At 76.2% G+C, this 15,472-nt stretch carries 20 protein-coding genes; 10 read left to right on the top strand and 10 right to left on the bottom strand.

Going from position 1 to position 15,472, the window contains the following annotated elements; all coding sequences use genetic code 11:
• The first annotated feature begins 57 nt into the window (after positions 1 to 57).
• From PHK61_RS13870 to PHK61_RS13890, 5 genes are all read left to right on the top strand, one after another.
• A complete protein-coding gene (locus PHK61_RS13870) occupies positions 58 to 1,983 on the top strand; it encodes an ABC transporter ATP-binding protein (protein WP_274281575.1) in 1,926 nt (641 codons plus the stop codon).
• A gap of 17 nt (positions 1,984 to 2,000) precedes the next feature.
• Entirely contained in the window at positions 2,001 to 2,387 is a 387-nt protein-coding gene (locus PHK61_RS13875) for a YchJ family protein (RefSeq protein ID WP_274281576.1), read from the top strand.
• A 185-nt stretch (positions 2,388 to 2,572) separates the two neighbouring features.
• Positions 2,573 to 2,878 (top strand): hypothetical protein, encoded by a 306-nt coding sequence (locus PHK61_RS13880; protein WP_274281577.1) that lies wholly within the window; start codon positions 2,573 to 2,575, stop codon positions 2,876 to 2,878.
• A 78-nt stretch (positions 2,879 to 2,956) separates the two neighbouring features.
• On the top strand, positions 2,957 to 3,397 hold the full coding sequence (locus PHK61_RS13885; RefSeq protein WP_274281578.1) for a protein-tyrosine phosphatase family protein: 441 nt from the start codon (positions 2,957 to 2,959) through the stop codon (positions 3,395 to 3,397).
• A gap of 91 nt (positions 3,398 to 3,488) precedes the next feature.
• Positions 3,489 to 3,707 (top strand): hypothetical protein, encoded by a 219-nt coding sequence (locus tag PHK61_RS13890; protein WP_274281579.1) that lies wholly within the window; start codon positions 3,489 to 3,491, stop codon positions 3,705 to 3,707.
• A 37-nt stretch (positions 3,708 to 3,744) separates the two neighbouring features.
• Here the strand turns inward: PHK61_RS13890 and ygiD are convergent, their stop codons facing one another.
• Positions 3,745 to 4,638 (bottom strand): 4,5-DOPA-extradiol-dioxygenase, encoded by an 894-nt coding sequence (gene ygiD / locus PHK61_RS13895; protein ID WP_274281580.1) that lies wholly within the window; start codon positions 4,636 to 4,638, stop codon positions 3,745 to 3,747.
• 141 nt (positions 4,639 to 4,779) lie between these two features.
• Complete coding sequence (locus PHK61_RS13900; RefSeq protein ID WP_274281581.1) at positions 4,780 to 5,142, bottom strand: hypothetical protein; 363 nt, start codon at positions 5,140 to 5,142, stop codon at positions 4,780 to 4,782.
• A 167-nt stretch (positions 5,143 to 5,309) separates the two neighbouring features.
• On the opposite strand from PHK61_RS13900, the gene PHK61_RS13905 reads away from it, so the two are divergent.
• Positions 5,310 to 5,621 (top strand): DUF3040 domain-containing protein, encoded by a 312-nt coding sequence (locus PHK61_RS13905; RefSeq protein ID WP_274281582.1) that lies wholly within the window; start codon positions 5,310 to 5,312, stop codon positions 5,619 to 5,621.
• Between the two features lie 138 nt (positions 5,622 to 5,759).
• On the top strand, positions 5,760 to 6,179 hold the full coding sequence (locus tag PHK61_RS13910) for a hypothetical protein (protein WP_274281583.1): 420 nt from the start codon (positions 5,760 to 5,762) through the stop codon (positions 6,177 to 6,179).
• A 44-nt stretch (positions 6,180 to 6,223) separates the two neighbouring features.
• On the opposite strand, the gene PHK61_RS13915 is transcribed toward PHK61_RS13910, so the two are convergent.
• The 4 genes from PHK61_RS13915 to PHK61_RS13930 form a co-directional block, all read right to left on the bottom strand.
• Complete coding sequence (locus tag PHK61_RS13915) at positions 6,224 to 6,421, bottom strand: hypothetical protein (RefSeq protein WP_274281584.1); 198 nt, start codon at positions 6,419 to 6,421, stop codon at positions 6,224 to 6,226.
• Between the two features lie 110 nt (positions 6,422 to 6,531).
• Positions 6,532 to 7,029 carry a MarR family winged helix-turn-helix transcriptional regulator gene (locus PHK61_RS13920; protein WP_274281585.1) on the bottom strand — a complete coding sequence of 166 codons (498 nt, stop codon included), beginning with the start codon at positions 7,027 to 7,029 and terminating at the stop codon, positions 6,532 to 6,534.
• 59 nt (positions 7,030 to 7,088) lie between these two features.
• Positions 7,089 to 7,946, bottom strand: coding sequence for a universal stress protein (locus PHK61_RS13925; RefSeq protein WP_274281586.1), 858 nt, complete (start codon positions 7,944 to 7,946; stop codon positions 7,089 to 7,091).
• Positions 7,943 to 8,470 (bottom strand): flavodoxin family protein, encoded by a 528-nt coding sequence (locus tag PHK61_RS13930; RefSeq protein WP_274281587.1) that lies wholly within the window; start codon positions 8,468 to 8,470, stop codon positions 7,943 to 7,945. Before PHK61_RS13930 ends, PHK61_RS13925 begins: the two co-directional genes overlap by 4 nt.
• Positions 8,471 to 8,629: 159 nt before the next feature.
• Here PHK61_RS13930 and PHK61_RS13935 point away from each other — a divergent pair, with 159 nt between their 5' ends.
• Together PHK61_RS13935 and PHK61_RS13940 are read left to right on the top strand one after the other, a co-directional pair.
• On the top strand, positions 8,630 to 9,061 hold the full coding sequence (locus tag PHK61_RS13935; RefSeq protein ID WP_274281588.1) for a CBS domain-containing protein: 432 nt from the start codon (positions 8,630 to 8,632) through the stop codon (positions 9,059 to 9,061).
• A gap of 119 nt (positions 9,062 to 9,180) precedes the next feature.
• Positions 9,181 to 10,569, top strand: a complete 1,389-nt coding sequence (locus PHK61_RS13940; RefSeq protein WP_274281589.1) for a DUF4389 domain-containing protein — start codon at positions 9,181 to 9,183, stop codon at positions 10,567 to 10,569.
• 67 nt (positions 10,570 to 10,636) lie between these two features.
• Here PHK61_RS13940 and PHK61_RS13945 read toward each other — a convergent pair whose 3' ends face one another.
• From PHK61_RS13945 to PHK61_RS13960, 4 genes are all read right to left on the bottom strand, one after another.
• The gene (locus tag PHK61_RS13945) at positions 10,637 to 12,124 is read right to left on the bottom strand and encodes a bifunctional aminoglycoside phosphotransferase/ATP-binding protein (protein ID WP_274281590.1); all 1,488 of its coding nucleotides are present in this window, start codon (positions 12,122 to 12,124) and stop codon (positions 10,637 to 10,639) included.
• Positions 12,121 to 12,996, bottom strand: a complete 876-nt coding sequence (locus tag PHK61_RS13950) for a universal stress protein (RefSeq protein WP_274281591.1) — start codon at positions 12,994 to 12,996, stop codon at positions 12,121 to 12,123. The genes PHK61_RS13945 and PHK61_RS13950 overlap by 4 nt, the downstream gene beginning before the upstream one ends.
• Complete coding sequence (locus PHK61_RS13955; protein ID WP_274281592.1) at positions 12,996 to 13,883, bottom strand: universal stress protein; 888 nt, start codon at positions 13,881 to 13,883, stop codon at positions 12,996 to 12,998. The genes PHK61_RS13950 and PHK61_RS13955 overlap by 1 nt, the downstream gene beginning before the upstream one ends.
• Positions 13,884 to 14,032: 149 nt before the next feature.
• Entirely contained in the window at positions 14,033 to 14,812 is a 780-nt protein-coding gene (locus PHK61_RS13960) for a DUF6544 family protein (RefSeq protein WP_274281593.1), read from the bottom strand.
• Positions 14,813 to 14,982: 170 nt separating this feature from the next.
• Between PHK61_RS13960 and PHK61_RS13965 the strand changes: the two genes are divergently transcribed.
• Positions 14,983 to 15,429, top strand: a complete 447-nt coding sequence (locus PHK61_RS13965; RefSeq protein WP_274281594.1) for a hypothetical protein — start codon at positions 14,983 to 14,985, stop codon at positions 15,427 to 15,429.
• Positions 15,430 to 15,472 lie beyond the last annotated feature (43 nt).

Consider the following 15,472-nt stretch of genomic DNA (forward strand, 5'->3'; position numbering starts at 1 on the left):
CGTGTCGCCGCCACGCGCGATGATGAAGGGGCCCGGGAGCTCAGGACGAGGACGGCGATGGTCACCACCACGACAGCGGCAGGCACGACCACCGACGGCCCGCCGTTGGGTCGGCGGGTGGTCGCGCTGTTCGCGCCCTACCGGGCCCGGCTGGTCCTGATCGCCCTGGCGATCCTCGTGACCGCCGCGCTCGGCATCGCCAACCCGTTCCTCACCCAGGCCGTCTTCGACGACGCCCTGTTCGCGCCGGACGGCCCGCGGTTGGGCCTGCTCGGGGTGCTGGTCGCGGCGATGGTCGTGATCGCGCTCGTCTCCGGGCTGATCGGGGTCGGGCAGACCTACCTCACGACGGTGCTCGGCAACCGCGTCATGCAGGGCCTGCGCGACCGGCTCTTCGCCCATCTCCAGCGCATGCACCTGGGGTTCTTCACCTCGACGAAGACCGGGGTGATCCAGTCGCGCCTGGACAACGACGTGGCCGGGGTCCAGTCCGTGGTCACCGAGACCGCGTCCTCGATCCTCGGCAACGTCGTCACCGTCGTGGCGTCGGTCGCGGCGATGCTGGCGCTGTCGTGGCAGCTCTCGCTGGTGGCGTTCGTGCTCATGCCGGTGTTCATCGTGCTGCAGATCCGGGTCGGGCGGGTGCGGCGCAGGGTGGCGGCGAGCACGCAGGCGTCGCTGTCGGACATGTCGGCGATCACCCAGGAGTCGCTGTCGGTGTCGGGGGTGCTGCTGGCGAAGGTGTTCGGCCGCCAGGACCACGAGATCGAGCGCTACCGGGCCGAGAACGCCCGGCAGACCGACCTGCAGGTCCGCCAGACGATGACCGGCCAGTCGTTCTTCGCCGTCGTCCAGGCCTTCTTCGCGATCACGCCCGCCGCGGTGTACCTGGTGGCCGGCTACGTCGGCACGGGGTCGGGCACCGCGCTCCTGTCGGCGGGCACCCTCGTCGCGTTCACGACCCTGCAGAGCAGGCTCCTGTTCCCGGCCGTGCAGCTGCTGCGGGTGTCGCTCGACGTGCAGACCTCGCTCGCGCTCTTCCAGCGCATCTTCGCCTACCTCGACCTCGTGCCGGCCGTCACCGACCCGCCCGGGGCGCGCACCCTCGACAAGGAGCACGCGCGCGGGTCGGTCGAGTTCCGGGACGTCTGGTTCCGGTATCCGGCGTCCGAGGAGGACGAGGTCACCGACCCGGAGCCCGAGGTCGAGCGGGAGCCGACCTGGGCCCTGCAGGACCTGTCGCTGCTCATCGAGCCCGGTCAGCTCGCCGCGGTCGTCGGGCCGAGCGGCGCGGGGAAGACGAGCCTGTCGTACCTCGTGCCCCGGCTCTACGACGTCGACCGCGGCGCCGTGTCCCTCGACGGGATCGACGTGCGGGACCTGACGCTGGCGTCGCTGGCGCAGGTGATCGGCATGGTCACCCAGGACACCTACCTCTTCCACGCCACGATCGCCGAGAACCTGCGGTACGCCGCTCCGGACGCGACGGACGCCGAGCTGGAGGCGGCCGCGCGGGCGGCGAACATCCACGACCGGATCGTCGGGTTCGAGGCGGGCTACGACACGGTGGTGGGCGAGCGGGGCTACCGGCTGTCCGGCGGCGAGAAGCAACGCCTGGCGATCGCCCGCGTGATCCTCGCGAACCCGCGCGTCCTGATCCTCGACGAGGCCACCTCGGCGCTGGACACGGTCAGCGAGCGCCTCGTGCAGCACGCGCTCGAGACGGTCATGTCCGGGCGCACCACCATCGCGATCGCGCACCGGCTCTCGACCGTGCTCGCGGCCGACGTCATCTTCGCGATGGACGGCGGCCGTCTCGTGGAGCACGGCACCCACGCGGAGCTGCTGGCGCGGGGCGGCCTCTACGCCAAGCTCTACGCCGAGCAGTTCGGCGGCGGCCAGGTGGAGGCGCGCTGCGCGGACGGCGTCCGCTTCCGCGACGGCGCCGTGCTCCGCCAGGAACCGGAGACCGACGTCGCCTGACGGCATACTCGACGGGCGTGCCTCCCCGACCGTGCCCGTGCGGGCTGCCCGAACCCTTCGACGCGTGCTGCGGCCGGTACCTCGGCGAGTCCGGGGCCACGGCCCCCACCGCGGAGGCCCTCATGCGGTCGCGCTACACGGCCTTCGCGCGCGGCGACGTCGACCACCTGCTGCGGACCTGGCACCCGGCGACACGCCCGGCGACGCTGACCCTCGATCCCTCGATCCGCTGGACCCGTCTCGAGGTGCTCGACCGGGTCGGCGGCGGGCTCCTCGACACCGACGGGATCGTCGAGTTCCGCGCCCACCACTGCGAGGGACCGCAGACCGGCGTCCTGCACGAACGCAGCCGTTTCGTCCGCGAGGGCGGGCGCTGGCTCTACCGCGACGGTGCGGCCCGCTGACCCGACGCAGGTGTCGCGCGGGTTCTCGTGCGCGGGATCGACCACGAGCACGACGACGTCGGTCCGGCCCGCGAGCAGGAGCGTCGCGGGCAGGTGCACGGTGCGGGCCCCGCGCTCAGCACCTTCTCAGCACGACCAGGCACCCTGGTCCCCGATCGATGCCGGAGGACCGGGGGTGCAGCACCGTGACGACCGAGCCGACGCGGCCCGAACCCGCCCGGCCCCTCAGCGAGCAGGAGAAGGCGGTGCTCGCGCGGCTCGCGGCCGACCTGGAGCCCGACACCACCGGGGCCGGCGACGACTCCCGCCCGGAGGCCCGGCGGGCGCCGGCGCCGAGGCCCTCGGCGCGTCTCGCCCTCCAGGTGCTGGTGGTGGTCGTGCTGGCCGCCGTCCTCATGCCCAGCGTGTGGGTGGGCGTCGTGCTCGCGGTGGTCGTGCTCAGCGGCCCGGCCGCGGCGACGTGGTGGGAGCTGCGGTCCCGACGGCGCTGACGGTGCCGAGCAGCATGTGGGGCACCCACGCCCGCGGGGAACAGGGAGGACGTGGCGGCCCGCGGCGTGACCCCCGACGTGACCGCTGACGAGTGGCGGGCGACCCTCCTCCTGCCCGGCCGCACGGTCGTGCGGGGCCGGGGCGTGCAGCATCCGCTGCCCCGCGGCGGTCTCCCGGAGTTCGGCCTCTACCTCGGCGTCGAGTACGCACCCTCGTGGCCGCACCGGTGGCTGGACTGGCCCGACTTCGGCGTCCCGGCCGACCCCCTCGACGCGGCCCGGGCCATCGCCCAGCTCCACCGGCGCGCCCGCGCGGGACGGCGGGTCGAGGCCGCGTGCCGCGCGGGCAAGGGACGCACGGGCACCGTGATCGCCTGTCTGGCGATCCTCGACGGGCTCGCGGTCGAGCACGCGGTGAGCTGGACCCGGCAGCACTTCCACCACCGCGCGGTGCAGACCCCGTGGCAGCGACGGTGGGTCCGGGACTTCCCCGAGCTGCTCGAGCACGCGTCCCGGTAGGCGGACCGGCCACCGCGGCGTTCGGAGGCGACAATTACTTCCCTCATCCCAGCGCCGCCTGCCCCTGACGGCGTCGGAGACTCGGTAGGCGATGTACCCCGCAGACCCCGACCCGCGTCCCGGCACCGACGTCGATCCGGCCCCGCCAGCACCGACCGGCGCGGCGATCCTGCTGCCGGGGAGCCCGGCGGCGCGCGCCGCGGGGTGCGGGTGCTCGGTCCTGGCCAACGCGGCCTATCGCTGCGGCGCCTCGGCGAGCCCGCTGATCGAGGCCACGTGCCCCATCGCGCACGGCGAGCCGGCCACCTGAGACCTCTGCGTCGCCCGCGCGGACGCGCTCTCACCCCTCAGATGTTCGACCCGTCGGGCGGGAGCTCCGCCGGCGGGCGCGGCGACCCGTCGCCGCCGGACGGACCCGGGCAGGACGCGTCGAGGGTGTAGGCGGTCATCGACAGGGACCCGTAGGCGTAGCCGTCGACGAGGACGTCCACCGACGGGTCGGCGCTCGCCCCGGCCAGCCCGGCGAAGTAGAGGGCCGGGATGAAGTGGTCCGGCGTCGGGACCGCGTGCCGGAAGTCGGCGTGGGCGTCGAGCGCGGCGAACTCGGTCGGCTCGGTGAGCATCCGCTCGCGCGAGTCGTCGCTGAACCGTCGCGCCCAGTCGTAGCCGTCGTCGGCGAGACCCCAGTCCATCGCGCGCAGGTTGTGGACCACGTTCCCGCTGCCGATCACGAGCACGCCGCGCCGGCGCAGCGGAGCGAGCTTCGCGCCCAGCTCCAGGTGGTGGTCGAGAGGCTTGTCGGCGTTGATGCTCAGCTGCACCACGGGGATCGAGGCGTCGGGGAAGGCGTGCAGGAGCACCGACCAGGTGCCGTGGTCGATCCCCCAGCTGTCCACGTCGGCCCCGATCCAGGTCGGGTGGACGATCTCGCTGACCTCGTCGGCGAGCTCGGGCAGTCCCGGCGCGGGGTACTGCACGTCGAAGAGCTCGGCCGGGAAGCCGAAGAAGTCGTGGATGGTGCGCGGCCGCGGCATGGCGGTGACGGCGGTGGCGTTGATGTACCAGTGCGCGCTGATCACCAGGATGGCGCGCGGACGCGGCACCGTGGCGCCCAGCGTCCGCCAGGCCGTGGTGTAACGGTTGACCGCCAGCGCGTTCATCGGGTTGCCGTGCCCGAGGAACGCAGCCGGCATCAGCGCGTCCTCCGGTGCCGGCCCGGTCCTGGCCTCCGGCTCGACCATCTGGTCCACCACCTTCCCGTCGGCCCGTGCGGGCCCGATCGACGTGCTCCGGCGCCGAGACCTCTGCCGTGCTCCCCCCTGGTCGACTCCTCCGCGCGGGCACATCCCGCAGGAGCTCGTCGTCCGCGGCCGCCCCGGACCCTACGGCCGTGGACCGAGGCGCTCGAGCAGCTCGGAGGCGAGGGCGACCGCGGCGGAGGTCGAGGCGGTCACGCCGGGCCGGGGCCGGTCGAGCACCTCGGCGGTCTCGCGGAGCCAGGCGACGAGCGGGGGCGCCACCGCCGGGGACATCGCCACGATCCACCGCGCACTGCGCTGCCGCGCCTCGGCGACGTGCTCGGTCCGTCCCGCGGCGTCCTCGGCGACGACCTCGGGTCGGGTGGCGAGGAGCCCGCGGGTCGACCAGCGCCCCGGCGGGACCCGGGCGTGCAACCGTTCCAGCTCGTCCGCCGCGCGGCGGAGCAGGTCGACGGTCGCGGTGTCGTGGACCTCGTCGCTCTCCATGCCCGCCCCCTTCCGTGCGCCCGCCGTCGACCGCCGGTCGACGACCACCTCTGGTCGTTCACCACAGACCACGGTCGACCGATTGTCGGTCACGGACAACCACGGGCGGCGGGCGCAGCGCCATCCTGGTCCCGTGGGGCCGCACCGATCCCGGAGGGAGGACGACGATGCTCGACGACGTGGAGCGCCGGGCGCTCGACGACATCGAGGGCCGACTGGCGGCCGAGGACCCGCGGTGGGTCCTCGCGTTCGACGCGCAGCAGGCCCGGCTGCCCACGGACCGCCCTCCGTGGATGCACCACCTGCTCGTGGGCGGCGCCGTCCTGATGGGCACGCTCGCCCTGATCATGCTCGTCGCCGGGATCCCGTCGCTGACCGCACTCTTCGCCCTCTCGGCCGCAGGGTTCGTGTGGATCGTGCACCGTCCCTCGCGGTCCGACGGGAGCCGGATCACGGAAACCCCGCGGGATCCCGGATGAGGGGGCGCCCGAGACCGCCGACACCATGCTCGCCGCCGGCCACATCGCGGACCGTGTCCACGACACCCTCGCAGACGACTCGCGGAAATCGACGGGTCCCGGCACTGCGGCGGTCGGCGAGCGGGTAGGGAGCCCCGCGTGGACCCAGCACCGCGCGGACCCCAGGAACCGCGGGCCTCCCGCGTCGAGCAGCCCGTCCGCGTCCCGCGTCCGGCGGAGGCGCGGGTGCGCAATCTCGAGCACGTCGTCGACGCCGCGCTCGACGCCGCCGCCCGGCTGCGCCGCACGCCCCGCCTCGAGCTGCACGAACTGCGTCGTGCCGGCACCGCGGTCAGCGATCTCTGCGACGCCCTGGCCGACACCTGCGGTCATCTCGCCCAGGAGCTCAGCGCCCAGTCGCCCGAACCCACCGAGCGGGCGCACGCCGCCATCGAGCACCTCTACACCGCCCGCGACGCCCTCAACGACGCCGGCGACGCCACGCGACGCACCACGAGCACCGCCGCCGACCTCTACCCCGCGGACCGGGACACGGGTCGCGCGGCGGGTAAGTCCTGACCCGGTACGTCGGCCTCTCGGCCCGGTGGAGCGTCGCGGCGATCTCAGGCGTGGCTCGTGTGTCGGGCGGCCGCGAGGGTGCCGATGCGCACCCCGGCGAAGTCCTCGACGGCGGCATCGCCGACGAGCCGGCCGATGCGCACCCCGGCGAAGTCGACGACCCAGCCCGCGTCGTCGACGCGCCCCATCCCCACACCGGCGAGATCGTCGACCCGGCGCGTCTCGTCGCGAGTGTTCTCCATGGTGATCCCCTCTCCCGCGGGCCCGTGCCCGCCCGTCGTCGACGGTCCGTTCCCTCGGCGCCGAGCGCTCGGGTCGACCGGGCCCGGTCGGGGGGCCGTTGGTCTCGTGGTCACACACCGGCCGGGGGCTCCGGCGCCCGGTCCTCGCGCAGGAGGTCGCGGCGCAGGGCGTTGACGTCGCCGGCACGTCGCCGCAGGGCGGCCGCGATCCGGTCGAGGAGGTCGGCGAACTCGTGGAGGTGCTCGAGCGGGACCGCCTCGAGCGCGCCCCCGACGTCGTCCCGGAACAGGCGCCCCATGAGTGCGGCGACGCGACGACCGCGCGGTGTGAGGTCGACGAGCGTGCTGCGACGGTCCGTCGGGTGCCGACGGCGCACCACGAGGCCCTTGGTCTGCAGCCGATCGACCAGCGCGGTCCCGGCGGGTGCCGCCACCCCGAGTCGAGCGGCCAGCACCGACACCGGGACCGCACCGTGACGACCGAGGTCGGAGAGCGTGAGCACCTCGCCCACACCCAGACCGAGCACGTCGGCGTAGGCCCTCCGGTAGGCGTCGACGGCGAGCACCAGGTCCTGCATGCGCTCGGCCACCGCGATCCCACCGCTCACGGCGACCACCTCCTCACGGGTCGGACGACGTCGTCAGCCACGCACCCGGGGTCGCACACTCACCGGCGGGCCCCGTCGAGCACACCGGGGGTGACCAGGTCGGGCGTCCAGTCCGGGGACACGATCACCACCGGACACCGGGCCCGGACGGCCAGCCCGCGTCGGGTGCTGTGCCGCGGGTGGCGCCACCCGTGCTCTCCCCCGAGGACGACGAGCTCGGCGTCGTCGGCCTGTTCCGCGATGACCCGGTCCGCCCGCTCCTCGGCCAGGACGACCTGCAGCGCGGGCGGACGGTCGGTGCCGACGTCCGGGAGCTCCTCGGACAGGAGGCGGGCGTCGGGCCCGGCTCGCACCACGACGAGCGGGACACCGCGCACCGCGGCGCGACGGGTGGCGAACCGCAGGGCGCCTCGACAGCCCTCGGTGCCGTCGTCGCCGACCACGACCACATCCCGTGGGGCGCGCGCCCCGGTCGTCGCCGGCGGCACGACCGCGACCGGGACGTCGACGTGCCCGACCAGACCGTGGGCGACGCCGCGGAGCGCGACCTCGCCGAGGGCGCCGGAGCCGTGGCTACCGACCACGATCATCGACGCCCCGCGCGCCTGGGCCCGCAGCACGGCGACCGGGTCGCTCTCGACGACGGTCTCGTCCACCGCGAGCCCGGGAGCCATGGCCCGGGTCGCCTCGGCCGTCGCGTGGAGCTCGGCCCGAGCCCGGCCGAACAGGCCCGGGCCGGCGTCGACGCCGGCCGCGGACCGGCCCGGGTAGGTCCCGAGCGGTGCGCAGAGCCCGTGCACCAGGTGCAGGGCGAGGCCCTGCTCCTGCGCCTCGGCCGCCGCCCAGCGCACCGCGGCGTCGCTGCGTCCCTCGAGCGACACCCCGACGACCAGGGCACCGTCGGGATTCCTGGTCACGACCCACCGCCGGCCGGGACGGCCGCGGCGGCGGCGAGCGCCGTGCCCCAGGCGCGGGCCCGCTCGAGCTCGCCGGGCGAGAGCGGCCCGTCCGTGCCCTCGACGTAGAAGCTGTGCGGCCCGTCGACCGCGATCGCGCCGCCGCGCCGGAGGCGACGGCGGATCGCGCGCGCCGCCGAGCCCGGCACGCGGGGGTGTCCGACGCGGGTGTCGAAGGCCGCGGCGCGCAGGCCGGGGCGCGCCGGCAGGGCCGCGAGCCACTCCCGCACGCCCGGCCCCCGGGACACCAGCGCGCCCTCGGCCTTCGTCGCCGCGTCGCGCCGCGTCGAGGCCCGGGTCATCCCGAACGCATGGGTCGGCCCGCCGACGACGAGGAGGTCGACGTCGTCGCCCGGCGTCGACGGGGCGGCACCGACCTCCACCACGTCGACCGGCACGCCGGTGGCGAGACCGTCGGCGATCGCGCGGGCGATCGCCTCGGTGTTGCCGTACATCGATTCGAAGACCACCAGGGCCCGGGTCATGACCCACCTCCTTCGCGACGCGCCCACCGTCGGCGCGCGGCCGGTCGCACGGCAGGGTCGAACGGACCGCGGGGCGGGGCCGACCGTCGATCCGGTCGGGCCGCCGCGAGGGGACCCTGGGCCCTGTCGGCCGGCGCGGCGCCCGTCTGCGATGACGGGATGACGACGCGATCATCTGCCGACGACACGACCCCGCGCCTCGACCCGAGCCGCCCGGTGCGGGTCGTCGGTGAGCACGTCATCGTCGCCGAGGCGCTGCGCGTGATGCGGGTGGCCGACGTGCGCCACCTCCCCGTGGTCGCCGATGGGCTCTGCGTCGGGCTGCTGCTCGAACGCGACCTCATCGCGGCCGCCGTCGACGGGGTCACCGGACCGGTCGGCCGTCTGGCCCGGCGTCCGGTGCCCACGGTCGAGGTCGACGCCACGACGCCCCGCCGGGCTCGCGCCGTCCTGGCCGGTGGGCTCGACGCCGCGCTCGTCACCGACGGCGGCGTCGTCGTCGGGATCGTCACCGCCACCGACGCGCTCGCCGCCCTCGCCGCCGCCGACGAGCCGGGCGACGCGGAGCGCCCGACCGAGGAGTCACCGTGACCACCACCGGCCCACCGCCGACGCCGCCGTCCCCACCGCCGACACCGCCGACACCGCCGACACCGCCACCTCCGCAGCCGCCACCGCCGAGGGTCGGTCCTCCCCCGTCACCCGTCCGGGTGCGGGGCGATCTCGACCCCGGGCTGTCCCGCTGGCTGTGGCTGGTGAAGTGGATCCTGGCGATCCCGCACTGGATCGTGCTGGCGTTCCTGTGGATCGGGTTCGGCGTGGTCACGGTCGTGGCGTTCGTGGCGATCCTCGTGACCGGCCGGTACCCGCGGGCGCTGTTCGACTTCACCGTCGGCGTGCTGCGCTGGTCCTGGCGGGTCGCCTTCTACACGAACGCGGCGTTCGGCACCGACCGCTACCCGCCCTTCAGCCTCCGCGAGGACCCGTCCTACCCCGCCGACCTGGAGATCGTCCACCCGGAGCGGCTCTCCCGGGGTCTGGTGCTGGTCAAGTGGTGGCTGCTCGTCCTCCCCCAGTACCTCGTCGTCGGCCTGCTCGTCGCGAGCCCGTGGTGGATCTGGCAGGGCCAGGGCTACCAGTGGTCGGTCGGCGCCGGTGGGATCGTCGGTCTGCTGGCCCTCGTCGGGATCGTCGTGCACGCCGTCCGCGGGTCGTACCCGCCCGGGCTGTTCGACCTGATCGTCGGGTTCGACCGCTGGGTGCTGCGGGTCGCGGCCTACGCGGCGCTGATGACCGACCGCTACCCGCCCTTCGTCCTCGACGCGGGCCCGCGCGAGCCGGGCGAGGCCGTCGCCGGCGACCAGCCGACGGTCGCCTCCCGTCCCCCCGCGGCGGGGCGCCACGCCTGGACGGCGGGCCCGGTCGTCGCGCTGACGCTCGGGGCCGTGCTGTGCGTCGCGGCCGTCCCGCCGCTGGTCGGTGGTGTCACCGGACTGACCGCGGACAGCTCGGCGCGCGACGAGGCCGGGTTCCTCACCACCTCGCCGACGGTCGTGACGGCGGACGGGTACGCGGTGCGCACCGCGCCGCTGCTGGTCGACCTGGTCCCGGACGCGTCGTTCTCGCCGCCCGCCGCCCTGGGCCAGGTCCGGGTGCGGGTCGCCGCCCTCGACGCCTCCCGACCCGTGTTCGTCGGTGTGGCGCCCCGCGCCGCGGTCGACCGCTACCTGGCCGGGGTGGCCTCCGGCACCCTCGTCGACCGGGGCGGCAACCGCCCGGGCGTCGTCGAGCAGCCCGGCGGGCCGCCGACGCCGGCTCCGGCCGAGGCCACCATCTGGACCGCCCGGAGCGCCGGGCCGGGCACGCAGACGCTGACGTGGCAGCCGGCTCCCGGCGACTGGTCGCTCGTCGTGCTCGAGCCCGACGGCCGCCCCGGCATCGCGGTGGCCGCCGATGTCGCGGCCACCGTGCCGGCGCTGCGGACCGTCGCGACCGTGCTGCTGGTGATCGCCGGGTTGCTCGTGGCCCTCGGAGCGACGGCGGTCACGGCCGCCGTGACGACCGCGCACCGCCGGACCCGCACGTCGATCGCGGTCTGAGCGCGACGGCGACGCGGCCCCGCCCTCCGCGCGGAGGGCGGGGCCGCGGTCGCGGGACGCGCCCGGCTCAGACCTCGACGACGGTCCAGGACCCGCGCCTCCCCGGTGCGCGCACGACGGAGAGCGCCGCGGTCACGGCGTCGTCGACGCTGCCCGCGGTGTCGACCGTCGTGGCCTCCGGCCAGGGATCCGCGTCGGCCGCCATGACCGCGGCCACCAGCGGGGTGGCGTCGGACGCCGCCCCGCGCCGTGCCCGGATACGCGCGTCGGCGACGTCGCGGGGGGCCTCGCAGCGCAGCGGGATCACCGGGACGGAGCTGCGGGCCGCGAGGGCGTTCGCCGCCTCCCGAGGGGTGGCCGCGGTCCACGAGGCGTCGAGCACCACCGATTCGCCGCGGGCCAGGAGCCCCTGCGCCCGGTGGAGGAGCTCGTCGTAGGTGGCGGCCGTGTGCTCGGCGCGGTAGAGCCCACCGCGGTAGTCGGCGCCGGCCGGAGTGCCCGGGTCGATCCCGGCGATCTCCTTGCGCACGCGGTCGCTGGACAGCAGCGTCGCCCCGAGGCGGTCGGCGAGACCGCCGGCAACGGTGGTCTTGCCGGTTCCCGGCAGCCCCCCGACCAGGACCAGGCGCACCCGGCCGGCGTCGAGGTGCTCGGCGGCCAGGTCGAGCAGGTCGCGCGCGAGGGAGGCGCTCCCTCCGCCCTGGTCGACGCGGACGCACGTGACGGCCGAGCGGACCGCGGCGCGGTAGGCGACGAAGTGGTGGCGCAGTGCCGACGGCGCCGGGTCGTCGGCGAACTCGGCGTACCAGCCGAGGAAGCGGTCGGCGAGCGCGGCACCACGGTCACCCCCGAGGCGCTCGAGGTCCATCGCGAGGAACGCCGCGTCGTCGAGACCGTCCACGAAGCGCAGCCGGTCGTCGAACTCGAGGCAGTCCAGCACCACGGGGCCCCCGGGCAGGCAGAACACGTCGTCGGCGAGCAGGTCGCCGTGCCCGTCCACCACCCGGCCGTCGGCCCGACGCAGGTCGAACAGGGCCCGACGCCCGGCGAGGAAGGCCTCCGCGTCCGCGGCGACCCGATCGACGAGATCCGCGGGCAGGACGGTCCCGACGTGGCGGCGGAGACCGTCGAGCACGCCGGACCAGCGCAGGCGGGCCGCCTCGAGCGTGCCCTCGCGGTCCACCTCCTGGCCGTGGGCGGCGCCGCTGTGGAACGCCGCGAGACGCCGCGCGAGGGCCCGGAGGTCGTCGTCGACCGGCTCCCCCGCCTGCACCAGGGCGGCGAGCCTGCGCTCGCCGGGCATCCGTCGCATCGCGACCATGTACTCGGCGGCCAGCCCGTCGGGGCCGATGAGGGTCTCGAGACCGAGATAGGCCTCGGGACTGAGCCTGCGGTTCAGGGCGATCTCCCGCAGGCACGCCTCCCGGCGCCGGGCGAGGGTCGTGAAGTCGCAGAACCCGAGGTCGACCGGCTTCTTCATCTTGTGCACGCGATCGCCGGCGAACCACAGGATCGCGGTGTGCGTCTCGACCACCGCCGGGGCGGTGTCGCTCACGGCGCGCTCCCCCCGACGGCGGCGTGGCTCGGAGTCCCGGTGCGCCCGAGCGGGCCGAGGACGGCCACTGGGCACGGCGGCGCGGTGAGCACCGAGAGGGCCGTGGAGCCCGGGCCGCGGAGGGTGGCGGCACCGTCGCGGCGGTGTCCGATGACGAGCTCGTCGGCTCCGGCGCCCCGGGCCAGGAGGGCCCGGGCCGGGCGGTCGGCGACCACCTCGGTGCTGACGGGCACGTCGGGGCCGTACCGGCGGGCGGCCGCGACCAGGTCGTCGAGCTCGCGTCGGGCCCGGGCGAGCTCGGCGTCGGGCACCTCGGCGGTCTCGGCGCCCGCGACGGGCGGCACCACGCGCACGGCCTCGACCGGGGCACCGAGTCCCGCCGCGGCCCGGAGGGCGTGGGCCAGCACCGCGGGGGCGGAGGGCCCGCCGTCCACCCCGACGACGACCGCGCGCCGGACGGCCGTGTCCGGCGGCGTCGGTCCGCGGTACTCCGGGACCACCAGCACCGGGCAGGGCGCGGCGACCACGACCCGCTCGGTGAGGTGACCGGCCTCGCCGGCGAGGCGCCGGTGCCGGTCGCCGAGGACCAGGAGCGACCCGGCGCCGCAGGCGCCGACGAGGAGGGCGAGCGCGTCGCCGGCGCGGCACAGGAGGGACACCTCGAGGTCGGGGGCCGTCCGGGTCAGGTACGCCTCGGCGCGCTGCCCGGCGTCGTCGGACCAGGGCCCGGGCGGTGTCTCGGGGCCGTGGGCGTGCACGAGCGTGACGGCGACGGCGCGCGACCGTGCCTCGGCGACCGCCCGGTCGAGCACGCGCGGCCGCAGCAGGCCGTCACCGACCCCGACGACGACCGGGTCGGTCCCGGCCCTCATCACACGCCCTCCTCGGCCCACACGCGCTCCGGGGAGGTCCACCGGGCCGCTGCGGTGGACGAGAGCACCGCGACCGGGCACGGCGCGGCGCGGACGACCGCCTGACTGGTGGAGCCGATCAGCGGACCGACCAGCGCTCCGCGTCCACGGGACCCCAGCACGACCAGAGCGGCGCGGTCGCGGGCCACGGCGAGGATCTCCCCGCTCGGCGTGCCGTGACGGACGGCCTCGTGGATCCGCACCCCGAGGTGCCGCGCGGTCAGTCCCGCGCGGGCCTCGGCGAGGACCCTGCGGCGCGCCTCGTCCTCCGCGTCCGTGACACCCCGCGGGAGCACACCGATCGCGGTGACCCGCGCCCGCCACCGATCGGCGACGTCGGCCGCGAAGGCGACCGCGCCGTGCGACTCCGGGGAGCCGTCGACGCCCGCCAGCACGGGCCCGATGTGCCGGTCCTCCGGACCCCAGTGCGCGGGCACGACGACCACCGGGCACGCGGCGTGCCCCATGGCGTGGACCAGCGTGCGCCCGAGCGTGAGCTCGAGGGAGCCGGCGAGGTCCCGCGCGCCGAGGACGAGCAGGTGCGCGCGACGGCTCGCGGTGACCAGGGCCGGGCCGGCGACCCCGTCGACGACCGAGAGCCGGACGACGAGGTCGGGCGCGGCGCCGGTCGCGATCCGCCGGGCCTGGTCGAGCAGCGAGAGGGCCCGTCCGGTCGGGGTGTAGAGCTCCTCGGACGGGCGGTGTGACGGCGGGAGCACCTGCACGAGGTCGAGGGGCAGACCCCGGTGGTCGGCTTCCTGCGCTGCCCAGCCCACGGCCCGCAGCGTCGTCGGGTCGCCGTCGACCCCGACGACCACCCCGGCGGGCGGCACCGAACGATCGATCATCTTCTGCCTCCTCTGACCTGCAGCGACGACCGCGGAGCCGCGGCTCGCTCCCGACCACCGAGCCTCCGCCGCGGCCTCGCTGCGCGGCAGGGCCGGAAGTCCGTTCCCGCCCGAGACCCCCGGGGGCCGGAGGTCCCGTCCGTTCCGCCCTACTCGCCGTCGACCGCCGCGTCGGGGAACCCGTCGGCCGCGACGGCGATCTCGTCCGGAGCCTCGCCGCGGATCGGCTCGAGCGCGGTGACCTGGAAGCGCAGGATCTCCCGCGTCGGGCCGTCGGTCCCGACGCCCCACCCGAGGACGCCGGTGGACGGGACCGTGAGACCGCCGTAGGTGCGGTGCTCGAGGATCTCGGCGCCGAACGGTTCGTCGCGGAAGAAGCCGCTGCGGCCGGGGTCGCCCCAGCGCGTGGTCGTGACCCGCCGCGGCAGGCCGCCCCGGTGCAGGGTCAGGCGCAGGGCCGCGGGCGAGCCCGCGACGGGGAACGCGACCGTGGCCGTGTCGCGGTCCTCCTCCGTCCACCGCACGGCGTCGCCGGGGACCAGCACGGACGGCACGAAGATCGCGCTCAACGTCGCGTGCGCCCGGTCGGCGCGGGCGAGGTCGGGGCCCACGAGCGCCGGGCGGAGGGACCACCCGCAGACCGTCGTCTCCCGTCGCGCGGTGCCGGCGACCCACGAGTCGACGATCCGCAGGGCGCCGGCGACCCGCATCGCGCGGAAGTAGCCGTGCCCGGGCATCGTCACCTCGCCGGCCCGGTACGGCCACCAGGCCCGCCCGATCCGGATGAACCCCCGGGTGAGGAGCCGGGCCCCGGTCACGTCGCGGGCTGACGGCGCCACCGAGCGCGCCGCGTACCGGGTCGCGAGGGCAGGCGGCGACGGTGCGGCGGCCGCCGCGGGACGGGTGTCCTCGGTCGCGTCGATCGTCATCGGAGCGCTCCTTCCGGGTCCGGGCCACCGGCCGGCCCACCGGCGACGACGCTGCCCCGCGGTCGACGAGGTCGACAGGGGTCGAGGGTCCCGCGGCGGCTTCGGCCGTCCCGGTCGAGCCGGGCCCTGCGGCCCTGCTCCGGTCCGGGGCGCCGCACGACGCTGCCGCCATGAGCACCACTGCCGCGAGCCCGTCCCCCACCCGCCCCGCGCCGCCGGAGACGCTCGACGACGACCCGCCCGTGCGCCTGATCATGAGCCCGCTCGACCCGGTCGAGGTCCCGGAGACCCTGCGCGTCGCCTCGGCACTCGACCTGGTGCGCCGCCTCGCGGCGGACCACCTGGTGACCTTCTGCCGCGGCCGGGTCCGCGCCCTCGCCGAGGTCGACCTGCTGCGCCACCTGGAGGACGGCGGGTCGCGCCCGGCGTTGAGGGTCGACCCGGTGTCGGACGTGGCGCGGCCCGTGACGACCATCGGGTCCGAGATGCGGCGCTCCCGCGCCGCCGAGCTGCTGCTCACGCAGGATCCGCCGATCCTGGTGGTCACCGTCGGCGGCAGGCCGGCCGGTCTCCTCGACGCCGCGGCGGTGCTGCGCAGTGTGGCGCGGGGCCTGTAGCCGGGGGGCCTGTCGTCCGGGGGGCCGGCGGTCCCGGCCCCCC

It is taken from the genome of Actinomycetospora lutea (assembly GCF_028737205.1).
GTDB lineage: Bacteria > Actinomycetota > Actinomycetes > Mycobacteriales > Pseudonocardiaceae > Actinomycetospora > Actinomycetospora lutea.